This is a genomic window from Candidatus Brocadia sinica JPN1 (genome assembly GCF_000949635.1).
Lineage (GTDB): Bacteria > Planctomycetota > Brocadiia > Brocadiales > Brocadiaceae > Brocadia > Brocadia sinica.
The window spans coordinates 3,197,831-3,214,315 of the sequence record NZ_BAFN01000001.1 but is presented as its reverse complement, the minus strand read 5'-3'; the positions used below and the strand labels follow the sequence as shown (position 1 = coordinate 3,214,315).

Annotated in this window: 14 protein-coding genes, 1 tRNA gene and 1 pseudogene; 4 read left to right on the top strand and 12 right to left on the bottom strand. The window is 41.0% G+C overall.

All coding sequences use genetic code 11. From position 1 onward, the window contains the following. Positions 1-2: 2 nt before the first annotated feature. The 6 genes from BROSI_RS14615 to BROSI_RS14590 form a co-directional block, all read right to left on the bottom strand. Positions 3-2,270: a ferrous iron transporter B gene (locus tag BROSI_RS14615; protein WP_052564529.1), complete on the bottom strand. Its 2,268-nt coding sequence runs from the start codon at positions 2,268-2,270 to the stop codon at positions 3-5. Between the two features lie 239 nt (positions 2,271-2,509). Then, the gene (locus BROSI_RS14610; protein ID WP_157842551.1) at positions 2,510-2,971 is read right to left on the bottom strand and encodes a hypothetical protein; all 462 of its coding nucleotides are present in this window, start codon (positions 2,969-2,971) and stop codon (positions 2,510-2,512) included. Between the two features lie 155 nt (positions 2,972-3,126). Continuing rightward, a complete protein-coding gene (locus BROSI_RS14605; RefSeq protein WP_052564527.1) occupies positions 3,127-3,582 on the bottom strand; it encodes a YkgJ family cysteine cluster protein in 456 nt (151 codons plus the stop codon). A 208-nt stretch (positions 3,583-3,790) separates the two neighbouring features. After that, a complete protein-coding gene (locus BROSI_RS14600) occupies positions 3,791-3,973 on the bottom strand; it encodes a hypothetical protein (protein WP_052564526.1) in 183 nt (60 codons plus the stop codon). Between the two features lie 36 nt (positions 3,974-4,009). After that, a complete protein-coding gene (locus tag BROSI_RS14595; protein ID WP_052564525.1) occupies positions 4,010-5,245 on the bottom strand; it encodes a BaiN/RdsA family NAD(P)/FAD-dependent oxidoreductase in 1,236 nt (411 codons plus the stop codon). A gap of 75 nt (positions 5,246-5,320) precedes the next feature. Next, positions 5,321-6,226, bottom strand: coding sequence for a radical SAM protein (locus BROSI_RS14590; RefSeq protein ID WP_052564524.1), 906 nt, complete (start codon positions 6,224-6,226; stop codon positions 5,321-5,323). A gap of 295 nt (positions 6,227-6,521) precedes the next feature. On the opposite strand from BROSI_RS14590, the gene ftsH reads away from it, so the two are divergent. Further along, a complete protein-coding gene (gene ftsH, locus BROSI_RS14585; protein ID WP_052565869.1) occupies positions 6,522-8,354 on the top strand; it encodes an ATP-dependent zinc metalloprotease FtsH in 1,833 nt (610 codons plus the stop codon). On the opposite strand, the gene BROSI_RS14580 is transcribed toward ftsH, so the two are convergent. Next, positions 8,351-9,076, bottom strand: a complete 726-nt coding sequence (locus tag BROSI_RS14580; protein ID WP_052564523.1) for a carboxypeptidase-like regulatory domain-containing protein — start codon at positions 9,074-9,076, stop codon at positions 8,351-8,353. The genes ftsH and BROSI_RS14580 overlap by 4 nt on opposite strands. 281 nt (positions 9,077-9,357) lie before the next feature. Here BROSI_RS14580 and BROSI_RS14575 point away from each other — a divergent pair, with 281 nt between their 5' ends. Then, positions 9,358-10,086 (top strand): hypothetical protein, encoded by a 729-nt coding sequence (locus BROSI_RS14575; RefSeq protein WP_052564522.1) that lies wholly within the window; start codon positions 9,358-9,360, stop codon positions 10,084-10,086. Between the two features lie 110 nt (positions 10,087-10,196). Then, the gene (locus BROSI_RS14570) at positions 10,197-11,501 is read left to right on the top strand and encodes a UDP-glucose dehydrogenase family protein (protein ID WP_052565867.1); all 1,305 of its coding nucleotides are present in this window, start codon (positions 10,197-10,199) and stop codon (positions 11,499-11,501) included. Positions 11,502-11,505: 4 nt separating this feature from the next. Here the strand turns inward: BROSI_RS14570 and BROSI_RS14565 are convergent, their stop codons facing one another. From BROSI_RS14565 to smpB, 4 genes are all read right to left on the bottom strand, one after another. Further along, positions 11,506-12,129 carry a class I SAM-dependent methyltransferase gene (locus BROSI_RS14565; protein WP_052564521.1) on the bottom strand — a complete coding sequence of 208 codons (624 nt, stop codon included), beginning with the start codon at positions 12,127-12,129 and terminating at the stop codon, positions 11,506-11,508. 7 nt (positions 12,130-12,136) lie between these two features. Further along, positions 12,137-13,573 carry a D-alanyl-D-alanine carboxypeptidase/D-alanyl-D-alanine endopeptidase gene (gene dacB / locus BROSI_RS14560; protein ID WP_157842550.1) on the bottom strand — a complete coding sequence of 479 codons (1,437 nt, stop codon included), beginning with the start codon at positions 13,571-13,573 and terminating at the stop codon, positions 12,137-12,139. 82 nt (positions 13,574-13,655) lie between these two features. Then, a complete protein-coding gene (locus BROSI_RS14555) occupies positions 13,656-14,075 on the bottom strand; it encodes a response regulator (RefSeq protein WP_052564519.1) in 420 nt (139 codons plus the stop codon). Between the two features lie 49 nt (positions 14,076-14,124). Continuing rightward, positions 14,125-14,562, bottom strand: a complete 438-nt coding sequence (smpB, locus tag BROSI_RS14550; protein ID WP_052564518.1) for an SsrA-binding protein SmpB — start codon at positions 14,560-14,562, stop codon at positions 14,125-14,127. Between the two features lie 149 nt (positions 14,563-14,711). On the opposite strand from smpB, the gene BROSI_RS14545 reads away from it, so the two are divergent. Continuing rightward, a tRNA-Leu gene (locus tag BROSI_RS14545) sits at positions 14,712-14,795 on the top strand. A 248-nt stretch (positions 14,796-15,043) separates the two neighbouring features. Here the strand turns inward: BROSI_RS14545 and BROSI_RS14540 are convergent. Next, positions 15,044-16,401 (bottom strand): annotated as a pseudogene (locus BROSI_RS14540) (IS3 family transposase); the annotation flags it as partial. Positions 16,402-16,485 lie beyond the last annotated feature (84 nt).

The window sequence follows — 16,485 nt, the reverse complement described above, 5'->3', positions numbered from 1 at the left end:
CACTAAAATTGTTGTAAAATGAACCGTAAAATACCACCAATAAGTATAGAATATGGCAAGATAAATGCAAACATGAAAAATGCATTTTTTGCTCCCTGTTCTTTAATCATCACAAAAAAATTGGCAAGGCAGGGAATAAATAATGTAATTACGACCAAAGAAACCAGTAATTGTTTTGGGTCGATACCGGCGCTCCCGCCTTTTTCTTCTAACGTCTTAAAGATACTCACGGCGCCATAATCCCTTCTCAAGAATCCCAGGATGAACCCTTGCGCTGTTTCTTCCGGTAGTCCTAAAAAATTCCTGACAATTGGCGCACTTATTCTCTCCGCAAAGGAAAGCGCTCCTAATTTTGTTGCCACAAATAATGCAAGGGTACCGAGCATAAACAAAGGCACGGCCTCCTTTAAAAACCAGTGGACTCTATAAAACGTCTTAATAAAGATATTCGATAACTTAGGCATCCGAAATGGAGGTATCTCCATCAAGAAATCAGAAGGGGTCCCTGGCAAGACCTTGGAAGACAAATAACCTACAAAGAGAAGCTGTGTGCAAATGACAAAAACGTATACAGCAAAATATATACCCGACACCCTACCCAGCACACTCGAAATAACCCCCAACTGTGCAGAACACGGAATGGCTAATGCCAACAGCAAGGTGGCAATAATCCTCTCTTTTTTCGTATTCAGGATGCGGGTTGTTAGGGTCGCCATGGTATCACAACCCAGACCCAGCACCATCGGAAGAACCGCTTTTCCATTCAACCCTATCCGTTTAAATATCTTATCAACCATAACGGCAAGACGCGGGAGATAACCACTATCTTCCATAATGCCAAACGCCAGGAAGAAAAACCCCACAATAGGAAAAACAATAGCAATTGCATAGGTAAGCCCCACTCGTACTAATCCGGATTGTTCATTTAAAAACAAGTCAAATATAATGTTGTCCTTGCTTATCACTTTCTGTGCAAGCAGTCCAAAATAATAATTAAACCCCTGGAAATTTACATGGGTAAATACATAGGTTTTTTTAATAAATGGAATATATACGCTCAGATCAAAACCACCCGAAGGTATTAAAGAACGACCAAATACCTTCTCTTCAAAGAAATCAACGCACGTTCCAGCCCCAAACTCCCCCACGAGTTTATAAACAATCCATAAAATAATAATCAAGAGAGGAAAGGCTGCTATCGGATGCATGGTAATACGCCCCAATACCTCTGCAATCGTGCTCTTTGCCTTGAATTCTCTCAAATAGAGATACAGTGAGAACCATAGAGATGATATACCGCCGACGGCAAGAGGCGTGATAAAAGTCAAAATACTGCCGGAAGGAAGTCGAGATGAAATGAGATACATCAATAATGCCGTAAGCTTATATCCCATGAAAAAAGAGACCAATGGCACAAGAAAATAAAAAAATATATCCCTCACAACCGGATGAGTTTCTTTTTCCTTCCTGAGGGTAAGGGTCACCTTGTCAACTAACGTATCCACAAAATTTGCCCGTCTGATGTTAATCACGTAACTCAACGGGTTGCTAAAATGGCTTTGAATACCATCCCGAATGCGCTTGATTTCAGCAAGTGAACCGTCTGCGAGTTTATGTCGTAACTTTTCTTCAAGGGCTTCATCACCTGATAAAAGCATTATCGCCAGTGCTCGTTCATTCACTGTCGTGTTACCCTGCAATATTTTGTGTATCCTTGAAATGCCTTCTTCGATTAAGCTCCCGTAATCAATATGAAGATTGGGGACTTTTGCAACGGGTATAGCATTAAACAGTGCGGTTATTCCTACTCTATGTGTGGCAATAGTTTTCACGACCGGTACACCCAAAATTCCCTGCAGTACGTCTACATCAACATTCATACCCCTATCTAAGAGTTCATCCCACATATTTAATACCAGTACAACAGGGAGTCCCATCTCTGCTAGTTGGGAGGTAATCAGTAGACCACGCCGAAGATTCTTTGCGTCCGCCACCTGGACGATATGCTTTTTGTACTCTTCCAAAAGCATATCCCTTGCGACACTCTCATCCTCAGAAAGGGGAATAAGACTATTTGCCCCCGGCGTATCTACAATCTCAATTCCACCGTCCAACCCTTTGCAAATACCGCGGGAAACCTCCACCGTTGTTCCGGGATAGTTTGAAACAGTCACGTATTTTCCTGTTAACAAACCAAATATCACACTTTTCCCGACATTTGGGTTTCCCACAAGGGCAACCTTATAGGTATTCATATCAACTACAGACATTTTGCTCAATCCTATTCTTAAGGTAACAAATAATAGTATTAACTCAAATTATGCATAAAACCAGACCTTCGGCAGCTACACAAATTACAAACCTTTTCTCAATTCTCGTATGATACGAAATGATTACCGCAAAAGCAGTTGATACTGAGTCTCTCTATCGCAAGTATAATACTTTTGCAGAACAAGTCAAACTTTTTCTCCGGGGATTCGAAGGATAAAAACACGATGGGTTAAAATTATCAACCGGCAACCGCTGTTTTTAATTTGAATTCAGCAAGTTTATGAAGAAAGGGCAGGTATTCCCATTGAGTATCATATTTTCTACTCAAATCTTTGATCATTTGATAATACTTTTCGTATACCTCATTTAAAACTTCTTTGTAATGAGGATTGCAATAAAAAACTCGGCATCCAAGCGTTCGAAAGTCTCTGATACTGCATTGATTATTCTTGAGAAAAGGGCAAATGTTGTCTGAAACGTTGAAATCCGGCACTTCCACATTCCAGGTAATAAAATTGATCTCTATGCTGCTCGCATAAAGAATATGGTCAAAGGCGCTGAAATCACAGCACGTTCCACACCTGTTACAACCTGGATTCAATCGAGTTAACTCTTTTTCTAACTGGTGATAGATTATTTCTAATTCTGAAGAGAGATTTGATTCTGATGGACTTTCCATTATCAGATACTGAGTTGACAAAGGTTTATTCCTGTAAATTTTTATGTCATTATCCTTCGGCATGACCGGAATGAAGTTTTATAATCATCAAACCATTCGTGGCGAGCCTTCTGCGTCAGCAAATCGAATGCTTGTCGAACCATGATGAAAGGACAAATACTTGTTATGATCGTATATTAGCCAAAACGCCCTTCGTATATTATTACATTGTCCTCAATGTCTTTTATAGTATGTAATTTTCCTTTACCTATACCGGGACACGTCTTCCTTAATTTTTCCCACTCAGACCTGTTTTCTAAATTTGATGTCCAAAATGGAAATGACCTGCACTGGCAGGGTCTAACATCATAAATCTTACAACCATTATCGTACATAATACAATCACCGTTGCCATATTCCAGGAGGCTGAATCGGTCATTAATGCTCCTCAAATAGTTTTTGGCAAATGCATTTTGTGTAATACCCAGAAATGCCGATATTTTCCCGATCTCCCTTTTATTCACCCATACCACACCTGGTTCACCGCGGCAGCATCTGCCGCATCGCTGACATTCAAATCTCAACCCTTCTTTATACCAGGGTTGAATGTCTTCTTGAATATCCTTATTTTTATTCGTTTTAAAGCTATTCATATGCTCTTTTCGTTACCTTTCTCTCCTGTGTTTAGCGGTAAAATTTATCAAATTCTTATCAAAACCTCTAGCCAATCGTCCAGGCCAAGAAGTTTTGCTGATCTCTTTTTGGCACTTCTTTCTTTCAACGACACCACTTCTTGCTCGTGATCGGCACAATATTGGTATTCGAACGACCAGTAATTCTTGGCAGATCCCATTGGATTTTCTACCTTTTAGCATCATCCTTATCCTGCTTTTTAATCATTTTGAGCAACCTCCTCTTATAATCTAGGTTATCAGTGGCCATTGTCCTGACACCCCAGAATTTCTTAACCTCTTTCCTGGTATTTGGATCAGTGATCATCCACCCCAGTTGGAATATAGCACTTCCTTTGAAGATGTCAAGCATATTTCTGCCTTACTGAGAAAAAAGCAAAATGCCATTTTATTCAACGGAATTCCCTGCAAGATATCCTGTAGAAAATGCCGCCTGGAGGTTAAATCCTCCGGTGGGACCGTCTACATCCAGCACTTCACCAGCAAAATACAGCCCTCCCAGGAGTTTTGATTTCATCGTCTTCGCATCAACTTCGTCCAGACTTACACCTCCTGCCGTAACAATAGCCTCCTCGACAGGCCGATGACATAATAATGTGAGACGAAGCCCTTTGAGTTGTTTGAGTATCTTCTTTCTTTCAGGCGCTGTGATTTGAGACGCCTTTTTTTGATGATCCATATTACAAAGGTTTAATAAAACCGGGGTTAATTTTTCCGGAACAAAAAAAGTAAGACAAGATTTAATAGCCTTACTGCCGTGCCGCTTAATCTGATCCAGGAGGATGTCGTCAAGTTCTTCAGACGTATAACCTGGTTTAAAGTCTATACGTATTTCCACCGGTCCAACCGGAAAACACTCGACAAGTCGTTTGCTCATATCCAGGATACACGGTCCTGAGATACCGTAATGAGTAAAAAGGGCCTCCCCAAACTGTCCCGTGATTTTTTTACCTCGCTGATAGGCTACGATGTTTACATTTTTGACAGGGGTTCCCTGCAGGGATTTTACCCAGTTTTCTGCCGTCTCGAAGGCAATGATTGCGGGATATGTTGGACAAATTGTGTGGCCTGCGGATGAGGCTAGCTTATAACCCTCTCCTGTACTGCCTGTGGCGGGATAACTAAGCCCCCCTGTTGCGATGAGCACGTTTCTCCCCAAAACATTTCCGTGATTGGTTTCAACCCCGATTACATGATTGTTTTCTGTATTGAGACGCAAGACATGCACATTGGTTTGTATTTTTATCTGATGGTCATGCATATAGTCCTCAAGCGCCTTCAGAATGGAATCTGCCTTCTGGCTCTTTGGAAAGACCCTCCCCTTATTTTCCACAATTGTTTCCACTCCATACAACAGAAGGAATGAACGTAATTTTTCATTATCAAATGTTTCCAATGCCGTGCGGAGGAAATACCCTCCCCTTCCGTATACCGTTATGAATACCTCTAATGGGGCTATGTTGGTTACATTGCATCTCCCGGAAGCGCACATGAGAAGTTTTTTGCCTATATGGTCCTTCTTTTCAAGAAGGATGACTTTTTTCCCCCTCTCCCCGGCACGACCAGCGGCCATCATGCCCGCAGGGCCTCCGCCGACAATAATGAAGTCATAATTGTCAGTCATAGTAAATTGAAAATTCCAAATTCAACTATCGAAAACGGTTTAAACCGTGTAAGCCAGTGAAATCGTTTAACCTGCTTAATTGGCTAACCTGCCGATACCTTCTTCATGTGCTATTTGGATGGCAATCTCGAATTCTTCAGCGGTGATCCGCCGGTTGATCTCAGGATATTTGTGGGCAAGGCCACAGGGATGATATTGATCCATGATATTTACATAAGTATTTCGTGAGATTTTTCGAGCCAAAAATTCCACAACCTTGCGTGTACCGGCCAATCCGTCGGGCATAATAAGATGCCGGACGATTAGTCCCCTCTCTGCAATACCATGCTCGTTTAAGACAAGGTCACCTACCTGCCTATGCATCTCTTTAATAGCTTTCATGACCACCTGGGGATAGTCCCTGGCCTTGCACAATTTTGCGGCAACATCATTATCGAAAAACTTGAAATCAGGCATGTAAATATCAAAAACTCCCTCCAGTAGCTGCAGGGTTTCCACAAAATCATAGCCTCCGGTGTTATAGACTAACGGAATTTTTAATCCATCTCTGATAGCAATGGGAAGCGCTTCGAGTATTTGAGGTACAACATGTGTGGGTGTAACAAAATTAATATTGTGACAGCCCATGTTTTGCAATTCGATCATCATTTGTGCAAATCGCTCAAAAGAAACTTCGTATCCCTCTCCTAGATGGCTGATATCGTAATTTTGACAGAATACGCAGCCCAAATTACACGATGTAATAAAGATCGTCCCGGAACCATGAGTGCCAACTAATGGTGATTCTTCGCCAAAATGCGGGTTATAACTTGAAACCTTCGGCAATTTACCTACCTTACAAACACCCATTTTATTTTCAAGTCGGTTGACCTTGCATCGCCTTGGACATATCTGGCACTCTTTTAATAATTCCCGGGCCTTTTCAATCCTCTCGTTAAGTTTGCCAGCCCAGTACAAATTTATATAATTTGGTTTGAACATAAACGTTAATATTTTTATAATTTATAAATATTTATTTTCCTAAATTACAATCTTGCTTTTTCATTTCAAACTTCTGTCTCCAATATTATGTATAATAAAAGTTTATTGTATGGCTTATCATTATGTGCGTCAACAACAAATGGCATATCGCAAGATAACACCTGCAGGATTAAATCAGATAAAATTATAAGTTGCTAAAAAAGTATATAATTTGATATATTTTCGTTTAGTATCTGTGTTTGTTCGATAGAATACATCTTACTTTTCAAAAAGTGCAATTATGCAAACCGGTAAAATGACGAAAAGATTTTTTCCTAGCCTCTTTGTAATTTTCCTCCTCCTGTCTGTAGTAACAGTTCCCCGTATTGCATTCTCTGCATTCACAGTGACAGAAAAGATTCCTTACAGTGATTTTAAGAAACTGATTCAGGCAAATAAGCTGGAAGAAGTGATTATAGATTCCGCTACCATGAAAGGGATTTTAAAACCTGAAGAAGGAGAAAAGGCGAAAAAAATTGTAACGACGGTTAAGATTGAAGACCCTGACCTGATCAAGGAATTGATAGCGCATAACGTAAAATTTTCTGCAACAACGAATGGCGGATGGGGTCAGAGCCTTTTTTTACTTTGGTTTATTCCCATGATAATATTTTTAATACTGATGACGCGCATGAGACGTGGGGCAACGGGGGCAGGACTCATGTCCATTGGCAAAAGCAGGGCGAATCTTTACATCGATAAGGATACAGGTGTTACTTTTGATGATGTGGCCGGAGTGGACGAGGCCAAGGAAGAATTGAAAGAGGTTATCGACTATCTTCAAAACCCGCAAAAATACCAAAGATTAGGTGGGAAAATCCCCAAGGGGGTATTACTGGTTGGTCCCACTGGTACAGGCAAGACGTTGCTTGCTAAGGCAGTTGCAGGAGAAGCAAAGGTGCCTTTTTTTTCCATTGGCGGATCGGGATTTGTCGAGATGTTCGTAGGAGTCGGTGCTGCACGTGTACGTGATTTATTTGCACAGGCACAAGAAAAAGCCCCATGCATTATATTCATAGATGAAATTGATGCCCTGGGAAAAGTACGGGCAGCAGCGCCTATATCGGGTGGTCACGAGGAACGTGAAAACACCCTGAATCAACTTCTCCTCGAGATGGATGGATTTGACACAAGAAAAGGTGTTATCCTCATGGCAGCGACCAACAGGCCAGAAATTCTGGACCCGGCATTGCTGCGGCCCGGAAGGTTCGACAGGCATATTCTGGTGGATAGACCAGATATCAAGGGGCGGGAAGAAATATTAAAGGTGCACTGCAAAAATGTAAAGCTTGGTAAGGACGTAGACATCAAAATCATTGCAGCAAGAACCCCGGGATTTGTTGGCGCAGATCTGGCCAACGTAGTCAACGAGGCAGCGCTCCTTGCCGCACGGGTAGGTAAGGAGGCTGTAGGAATGGACAGTTTTGAAGAAGCCATCAACAGGGTAATTGCCGGACTAGAGAAGAAAAAAAGGGTCATGAGCAAAAGGGAACAAGAGATTATTGCCTACCACGAATCTGGTCACGCCTTGGTGGCAGAGTCTGTTCCGGGCGCCGATAAGGTCCACAGAATTTCCATCATTCCGCGTGGAATCTCTGCCCTTGGATACACCTTACAGTTGCCCACAGAGGATCGTTATTTATTGACGAGGTCGGAATTAATGGATCGACTTGCCGTTCTTTTGGGTGGTAGGGTAGCAGAAGAAATTACCTTTAATGAGATCTCTACGGGTGCACAGAATGACCTTGAACGGGCAACGGACATAGCCATGAGCATGGTCAGGGAATATGGTATGAGTGAGAAATTGGGTCCCATGACATTTCAAAACGGCAGAAGGCCACAATTCCTTGATCTGGGATTTCGCGCGGGCCGGGAACTGAGTGAAGAAGTTTCAAAGGATATTGACAATGAGGTTAAGAAGCTCATCTTCGACACACATGAAAGGGTAAAGGGTATCCTTGAAGAAAATAAAGACCGTTTAGAAATTCTCGCAAAGCTCCTCTTGGAAAAAGAGGTTATCGAGGGAGAAGAACTCAGGAAGATTATTTCGGAAACCGCCCCTAGTCCTAAAAAGACATCTTCTGTTTAAGAGGATATCTCGAAAAAGAACCCAAATCCGGTCTTTGACCGTATAGTAATCTCTCCCGTACAGTAAAAATACCGGCCCGGCGGTAAATTCACTTTTCTCAAACCTACATTATCAGCAATCTTCGTATAGGAATCTTCTTCTTTATTCAGTATATATTTTTGTGAAGGATAAAAGACTATACTTCCAACCGAACCGTTTGAATCCACACGATACAGCGTCTTCCCTATCACCAGGGGATTGTCTATTTGGAAATCAATAATCCTCAGATTTTGGCCTTTAATCATTGCCGGTGAACCTTTTACATAAAAGCGTCTTTCCTTGCTACTGCTTTCATAATAATATTCAGCGTTGTTAATTTCTATATAGTCACTATCACCCACAACAAAGAGCCCTCCTTTAGAAGGAATCTTCCACAAAGTAATATCATCTATTGAAAGATCAGTTTTTTCTTCAAACGATAATGGTATATATGACGGAACATATCCTTCCTTGCTAAAGGTAAGCTTAATATTCCCGGGATTATAACTGACAGAAAAGGCGCCTGTTGGCTCAGAACTGGTTTTCGATTTTGACCCATCAGACAGTGCCTCGATATTTGCGAATGGGACAGGTTTACCAAAGCCATCAATGACCCTTCCGCGGATAGTTCCGGATTCAAAAGCGTGTAAGGTTTTTAAGGTAAGAAGCATGACAATTACTGAAATACAAAATTTTCTAAACATTTTTTAAATTCCCGTTATCTATAAGGTTTAACAAATACATTTGTAAAAACGCTGTAGTTTATATCTGTAACAATTATAGGCAGAATTGTCAAACACTTTAAAAAATTGTAAATACCACTGATATACTTCGGGAATAATGTTTACGCAAAATATCATTCACCAATTTATTAATTGACAAACACCCTACTTGTTTATATACTTCTTTTTTATTTTTATTGTTTTGTAATGATTCAGGTACAACCTTGCGGCTATTAAGCAATAATGGGAAGGAACGAGAATTTATGAAGAGGAAATTAAGTATTGTTCTGTCTTTTTTAGGTCTGTTTAGCGCTGGTCTTTTCTCTGCAAGCATTTTACATGCAAAAGAAACGTTAGATGACGGTCTTCTCTGGTCAACGAAAGCGGAGATCAATGAAAAGTTTGGTAAACCAACCTATTTGTATTGCGAAGAAGAACCCTTCAGGCGGTATATGATAGTAAAGCCAGAAGAGGAAAGTATGCTCAGAGCAACCTTTTTGTACGACGTTATAATCCATGATTTCTATTATCTCACAAGAAACGACCACAACCTCGAGTATCGGTTCTATTATGGCGAGGATATGTCCGAAGGGAAAAAGACGTACCGTGCAAAGGAATATTCAATAAAGTTTTTGGATACTCCCATTCCTTTAGGAAGAGTTGCTGAATTTATTCCCGAATTTAAGCCCGCTTACCAAAGTCCCAAGGTTTATCAGGAACGTTTGGTTAATCTTAATAACATCAGGCTCATCTTTGTAACGGAAAAGGTCAATGATCTGTCGAAAAAAATTGGATCCTTGTTTGTCGATCCGGACAAGGACATAAAAGATTGGTCTTTATCCTACAAGGTAATACTTAGTGATGGTGAACCTGAAAATGTATCAACCAATAGTATGGTTAAAGAAGTTACCGTCGCAGTGGATGGTGAATATCGTATCGGGAAAACAGCACACGCTTTTGGTACAAAGCTCGTGAAAAATCCTTTGCAGTAAACAAAAAAGTGTTTTTTTGTAAGTCTTTAAAAAGCAGTAATGATTAATGTTAATCCATTTTTCTTACTGCTTTTTTATTTTCCAGGAAAACTTTCTCTGTGGAGGATTGTGTGAAAATTTGTTGCATCGGCTGTGGTTACGTGGGACTTGTTGCAGCTACATGCCTTTCAGATATGGGTAATGATGTAATTTGCATTGATGTGGACAAAAACAAAATAAACAATCTGAAAAAGGGTATTATACCTATCTACGAACCCGGGTTAAAAGATATGCTGGATAGGAATACCAGAGAAAAAAGGATTGCCTTTTCAACGAAGATCAAAGAAGGGATTCAAAATTCAGAAGTTATTTTTATTGCCGTGGGAACACCTCCTGACGTTAATAATTGTGCTGACATCTCTGCTATCATTTCCGTAGCCGAGAATATTGGACAGTATATGAACGGATACAAGGTCATTGTAAACAAGAGTACGGCGCCTGTAGGAACGTTAGAAAAAATTGGAAAGGTGATAAAATCATTCCAGAATAAACGGATAAAGTATGATCTGGTTTCTAATCCTGAATTTATGAGAGAGGGAGAAGCCATCAAGGATTTCACGAATCCCGACCGGATTGTGATCGGGTTGCAGAGTGAAAAAGCAAAGCGTATTATGACGTCCATCTATAGCGGTCTTGCGAGGACAGACAAACCCATTATGTTTACTGACATTCGTAGCGCGGAACTCATCAAATATGCCAGTAATGCAATGCTCGCAACAAGAATTTCCTTTATGAACGAGATGGCACAACTCTGCGAAAAGGTGGGAGGTGACATCAAAGCCATTGCAAAAGGAATCGGATTGGACTCCAGAATCGGCCCCAGATTCCTGCAAGCAGGCGCTGGATATGGCGGCTCGTGTTTTCCCAAAGATGTCAAGGCCCTTGCCGAAATCATGAAAGCAAACGGCATAGAGGCGAAAATATTAACTGCTGTGGATGAAGTAAACGAACTGCAAAAGAGGTCCCTTATCGAAAAAATCAAGAAACTCGTACCAGTGTTGAAGGGCAAAAATATAGCTATTTGGGGACTCGCTTTTAAGCCAAAGACAGATGATATGAGGGAAGCGCCCTCCATCTTAATCATCCAACAACTGCAAGAGCTGGGCGCGAAGATAAAGGCATTCGATCCTGAGGCGCAGGAAACTGCGAAAAAGATTTTACAAGATGTAACATACTGCGACGATCCGTATTTCGCGGTGAAAGGATGCGATGCCTTGGTTATCGTAACTGAATGGAATGAATTCAGAGACCTTGACTTAAAAAAAGTCAAACGCCTGATAAAGCATCCGAATATAATCGATGGCAGAAATATATACGAGCCGTACGAAATGGAGAAACTGGGATTTAACTATATATGTGTGGGCAGGAAATATTAGCTACTTAGGCCAGGAAAGGACTGCTTTTACATTTTATCAACCGGCACATCCCCAGGAAATTGACTTGCTGCTCGCAGAGTATGCTGAGATGCGTATCCCGTAACAATTCATCGAGATTGATGTGCTTTCCTAAACCTACCTTATCCCGGAATGGAGAAATGAATTTTTCAAAACGGGAGATAAATTTGTTATTGCAACCTGTATAATTCAGTATAAAAATCTCCCCCTCCTTTTTGCACACCCTTTTTATCTCTTTTAACGTACGCAAAGGGTCAGGCACTACCGTTATTACATGAGAGGCAATGACTTTATCAAAGGTATTATCCGCAAAGGACATGGACGACGCATCCATGGTAGAGAGATTTACATGGGATAAATTATAATACTGTTTCTTACGCTCTGCTTTATCCAGCATCTCCTGACTGATATCTATTCCAACCACCCTGGTATCCTTTGGATACAAAGGCAATGATAATCCGGTTCCCACGCCAACTTCAAGTATGGTTTCGTCCGGCCTTACGTTCATCATATGAAAAGCGGAGTATCTTCCATGCTCGAAAATTTTTCCAAAAAAGGCATCATAAATCCATGAATAGAAAGAATAGACTTTTTTAATATGTTCACTCATATAATTTTTAATTGTAACAATCTATTAAAGTTTGGCAAATATCATCCTGTAGTTTCATGACCTTACTGAGATTTTTGAAATTGTTCACAAGAATTGAAAAGACAAGTATATCTCCCTGCGAGGCATCGATATATCCGGAAAGCGCTGATGTCTTTGCAATATAGCCGGTTTTTGCATGTATTTTATTTTTGTATCGCGGAGAAATCATTCGCCTCCGTAACCCTCCGTCTGTACCTGAAGCGGGCAAAGAATCCCACAGCACCTTTGCGTGCGGATGCTTACTCATATATGCAAGAAGAGTAGTTATCATTTTGGGTGAAAGCCGGTTATTTTTCGACAAACCGCATCCATCATCAATCTGATATTCCTCAGGCTGAAAACCTAATTTGGTCATAAATTCCTGGATAACCTCTGTCCCAGCCTCTAAAGTCCCTCTGCCCTTTATTTGTGCTCCCAGGGTTTTTATTATCTGTTCGGCATAAAAGTTTTGGCTCTGTTTATTCGTTACGAAAACGGTCTGTTCCATTGTAGATGTGGTTTGTGTAATTATTTCCCAATCGGGTTTAACCGAATCACTCTCATCAATCAATCGAACATTCCCATGCACTGCAATACCGTTCTTTTCGAGAATTTCCTTAAAGACAGTTGCGAGATAAAGCGCCGGATTATGTACCGTCACCCACGTCTTTTCAGGAGATGCATTGACCCAGAACTTTCCCTTGACAAACAGATGGTTCGTATCAGGTTTCCGATGGATAGAATACGTGTGTTCCTTTTTGTTGGTTGTAGAAACACAGCTATTAAAGATGGTAAAATACGAAGTGCCCGGTTCTATTAAAAGTGTTACAACTCTCCCCGGTTTTTTGTCCGGAATGACCGTGATATCGACACAATTATCATTAAAAGATAACCCACAGCTTGGGGCGCAATACCACGCCGACAACTGGTTTTGCGGCCAATCATGATTAACATACATACGATCGAATATAGTGTCGTCCGCTATGATGTCTCCCGTAATTGCACAAATACCCCGGTTTCTGACAGCCTGTGCCCAGGATTCCGGAATGGCTAAGATATTCCCTCCGTAAAATCTCCCTGAAATATTCGGATCGCCACTTCCTTTTATAATAATATCTCCGTTCAGTTCCCCTGAGGTCGCTATTCTACCATTGGTTTTAATAATTGTTTTATACTCAAAATCTGGTCCCAGATAGTCCAGGGCTGCTGAAGTGGTAAGAAGTTTCATATTGGAAGCAACACTGAATAAATCATTGCTTCGGTAATTGAAGAGGGAAGAGTTCTTTTTTAAGGAAACAATGCTAATACCGTACGACACATTTTTAAGAGATGGATTTTTTAACAGAAGAAGTTGGAGGCGATTGTTGAGATTGCCGGGATTTATTACTTTTGCTTCGAGAATGGCGGTAAAAATTGCGCCAAACATGAAGAAAAATGCAAAGGTCTGAAAACATACTCTTACATTTAACTTGAAACAATGCATAAATCTTACAGGAACGAGAAAGAAATTATTTCTTGCTTTTTGAGTACGACTTTGTTTTTTTTGGTGTGGCAATGGCAAATCGAGCTATTAATAAATTTTCTATCGTTTGCAAGACGAACAATGATTCTAAAGGTTTTGCAAGAAAAACATTTGCGCCTGCTTTCATGAAAGAAGATTCAATTCGTTTTGATTTTTGGTCACTGACCACAATAATAGGTATGTTTGGAATTATCTTTTTTATTTCGTACAGTATTTCTAAACCAGAAATCTCCTGGACCTTGGTGCTTATGATTGCAAGATCCATTTTCCTTTCCTGGAGTATGGCTAATGCCACTTGTTTATTAAGGGCAACTTCAGTTTCGTAGCCATTCTGTTCAAACAAATCCCTTAACGCATCAACTGTCTGACGTTCATCTTCTACAATCAATATCCTTACAGGAGGCATATTCCCCCTTTCACTTTCTCTTGCGGGTCTGCCATAAAGAATTCCAAAATTATCTCATGGCTCTCTGGATTTCCCTCTCTATGGTGCGTTTTTTAATATCCTCACGTTTATCAATAGTCGTCTTGCCTCTCACAAGGGCAAGTTCCACCTTTACTATACCTTCCTTAAAATATAAAGATAGTGGAACCATCGTATATCCCTTTTGTGTAACCTTCCCGATTATCTTACTGATTTCTCTTTTGTGTAAAAGCAGTTTTCTAACCCTTTTCGGCTCGTGATTTTGTCTATTCCCCTGTTTATATTGTCCAATATGCATTTCGTGAATAAAAACTTCTCCATTATCAATGTGAGCAAAGCTTTCATTGATACTTACATCCTTATTCCGGATCGATTTGACTTCTGTTCCTGTAAGCACAATGCCCGCCTCAAACTTTTCCAGAATTTCATATTGGAAATACGCTTTTCTGTTCTTGGCAATAATTTCCATTTTATACTACCAAATAAATAATTGTCAAATAACCAAAAATAATGGGGAATCGTAACAGATTGTCAACAGTAATGCAAGGTCAATTTATTAAAATTCCATTGACTTGACTATTTTTATTCTTTAAAATCATTGCTCTCGATTTCTTATCAGCCGAAGTGGCGGAATTGGCAGACGCGCTAGATTCAGGGTCTAGTCCCGGCAACGGGGTCAGGGTTCAACTCCCTGCTTCGGCATTTTTTAACATTTTAATTTACAGATACTTACAACTTTTCAACATTCGAAAATACCGTCGCCAATGTGTCACCAATTTCTGTAAATAGTCTTTTCCTGTTAAATTTTCCTTTTTAATTCTCTGTGGAATATTGTGCGATTTTTTATTGGAGACTTTCTAGAGAAAGGAGACATTAAAATGGAACCAATTTGGAATATGTCAATGAAAATTAGACACTTTTTTAAATAATTTAGACTCTAAAGGCAGAGTCTAATCTTGTTTTGGTTGATTAATCCAGGCAGCCATAGGCATACATGGCGGTATACCTCTGAATCGTTCAGGGTGATTTTCAAAGGCGGTTTTTAAGACAAGACTCCATTCTTTCATAATTTGGTCCGTACGTCCATAGTGGACGTCTTCCGGTTTCAAAAGTCCGATGCCGGAATGATGATGTCCTCTATTGTACCAGGTAAAGAAGTTCTTACAAAAGACCCTGGCATCCTCAATTGAGCCGAAATTATCCGGAAAATCCGGCCCGTAATTGAGGGTTTTAAATGTGACTCCGAGTAGGGGGTTGTCGTTACTGACGTAAGGACGAGAATGGCTTTTTGTTATTCCCAGATCAGACAGAAGAAACGCCACAGGCTTGGATGTCATGCTTGGGCCGCGATCAGCGTGGATCACCAGTTGTTCAGGCTTGATAGCCTGTTTTTTACAGGTATCAGCGATAAGCCGTTGTGCCAATATGGCCTGTTCACGGTGCGCAACCATCTATCCGACCACATAACGGCTGAAGATGTCGAGAATGACATAGAGATAGAAATATGTCCGCTTTGCAGGTCCTCTGAGTTTTGTTATATCCCATGACCATACCTGATTAGAAGCCGTTGCCAGAAGCTCCGGCTTCTGGTAATTGGGTCTGAGCGCCTGGTTTCTTCTTTCACGTACTTCACCATGTTTTTTCAGGATACGGTACATGGTTCTCGTGGAACACAGGTAGGTTCCTTCATCAAGCAAAGTTGCATACATCTCATGCGGGGCCTTATCAAGAAAGCGTTCGCTATGGAAGATATCAAGAACCGATTGCTGTTCCTGCTCTGACAATGCCAGTGGAGGCGTCGAAGATACCCTTTTGCAAGAAAGGTCTTTTTTGCACTTTTGGTAGTAATAATAACTCGCTCTTGGGATACCCAGTGCCTTGCAGGCCTTTTTGATGCACACATGTTGAGCAAGAGATTCGGCGGCGCGCATCATATCTTCTCTCCTGTTGTACCCAGTGGTCTCCGAAGTATTTCCGAGAGTTTTTTTTGGACGTCAATAATAGTTTCTGCCTGTTTGAGTTTCTCTTTAAGTTGACGGTTTTCTTTTTCCAGTTCAGCAATACGACGATCGGAGGGGTCGATATTTTTCGCCTTTGAGCCGCGATGTTTTGGGGAAAGCGATTCCAGGGCGCCTTTCTCCTGTTGACAACGCCATGTGGTGAGATTGGACGAGTAGAGTCCTTCACGGCGTAAAAGCGCCCCAATTTGACCCTGTGTAGCACATGTCTCCGCCTCTTGAAGAATGCGGAGTTTATATGCTGCGGTGAATTTCCGGCGAACAGCCTTCTCTGTTACCTCAGGATCAGGAAAATGACCAGGTTGGGTTGCACTGTCTGTGGAAACTCCAGTCGCCCTGCGGGCTCCTCCCGTTTCCACAGACAGGTTATCTGT

What these genes read in the sequence shown, in the direction of transcription:
- BROSI_RS14605 (WP_052564527.1), bottom strand. Translation starts at nt 3,582, where the DNA reads ATGAATAGCTTTAAAACGAATAAAAATAAGGATATTCAAGAAGACATT.
- BROSI_RS14590 (WP_052564524.1), bottom strand. Translation starts at nt 6,226, where the DNA reads ATGTTCAAACCAAATTATATAAATTTGTACTGGGCTGGCAAACTTAAC.
- dacB (WP_157842550.1), bottom strand. Translation starts at nt 13,573, where the DNA reads ATGTTTGGCGCAATTTTTACCGCCATTCTCGAAGCAAAAGTAATAAAT.
- BROSI_RS14575 (WP_052564522.1), top strand. Translation starts at nt 9,358, where the DNA reads ATGAAGAGGAAATTAAGTATTGTTCTGTCTTTTTTAGGTCTGTTTAGC.
- BROSI_RS14565 (WP_052564521.1), bottom strand. Translation starts at nt 12,129, where the DNA reads ATGAGTGAACATATTAAAAAAGTCTATTCTTTCTATTCATGGATTTAT.
- BROSI_RS14555 (WP_052564519.1), bottom strand. Translation starts at nt 14,075, where the DNA reads ATGCCTCCTGTAAGGATATTGATTGTAGAAGATGAACGTCAGACAGTT.
- BROSI_RS14600 (WP_052564526.1), bottom strand. Translation starts at nt 3,973, where the DNA reads ATGCTTGACATCTTCAAAGGAAGTGCTATATTCCAACTGGGGTGGATG.
- BROSI_RS14615 (WP_052564529.1), bottom strand. Translation starts at nt 2,270, where the DNA reads ATGTCTGTAGTTGATATGAATACCTATAAGGTTGCCCTTGTGGGAAAC.
- BROSI_RS14595 (WP_052564525.1), bottom strand. Translation starts at nt 5,245, where the DNA reads ATGACTGACAATTATGACTTCATTATTGTCGGCGGAGGCCCTGCGGGC.
- smpB (WP_052564518.1), bottom strand. Translation starts at nt 14,562, where the DNA reads ATGGAAATTATTGCCAAGAACAGAAAAGCGTATTTCCAATATGAAATT.
- ftsH (WP_052565869.1), top strand. Translation starts at nt 6,522, where the DNA reads ATGACGAAAAGATTTTTTCCTAGCCTCTTTGTAATTTTCCTCCTCCTG.
- BROSI_RS14580 (WP_052564523.1), bottom strand. Translation starts at nt 9,076, where the DNA reads ATGTTTAGAAAATTTTGTATTTCAGTAATTGTCATGCTTCTTACCTTA.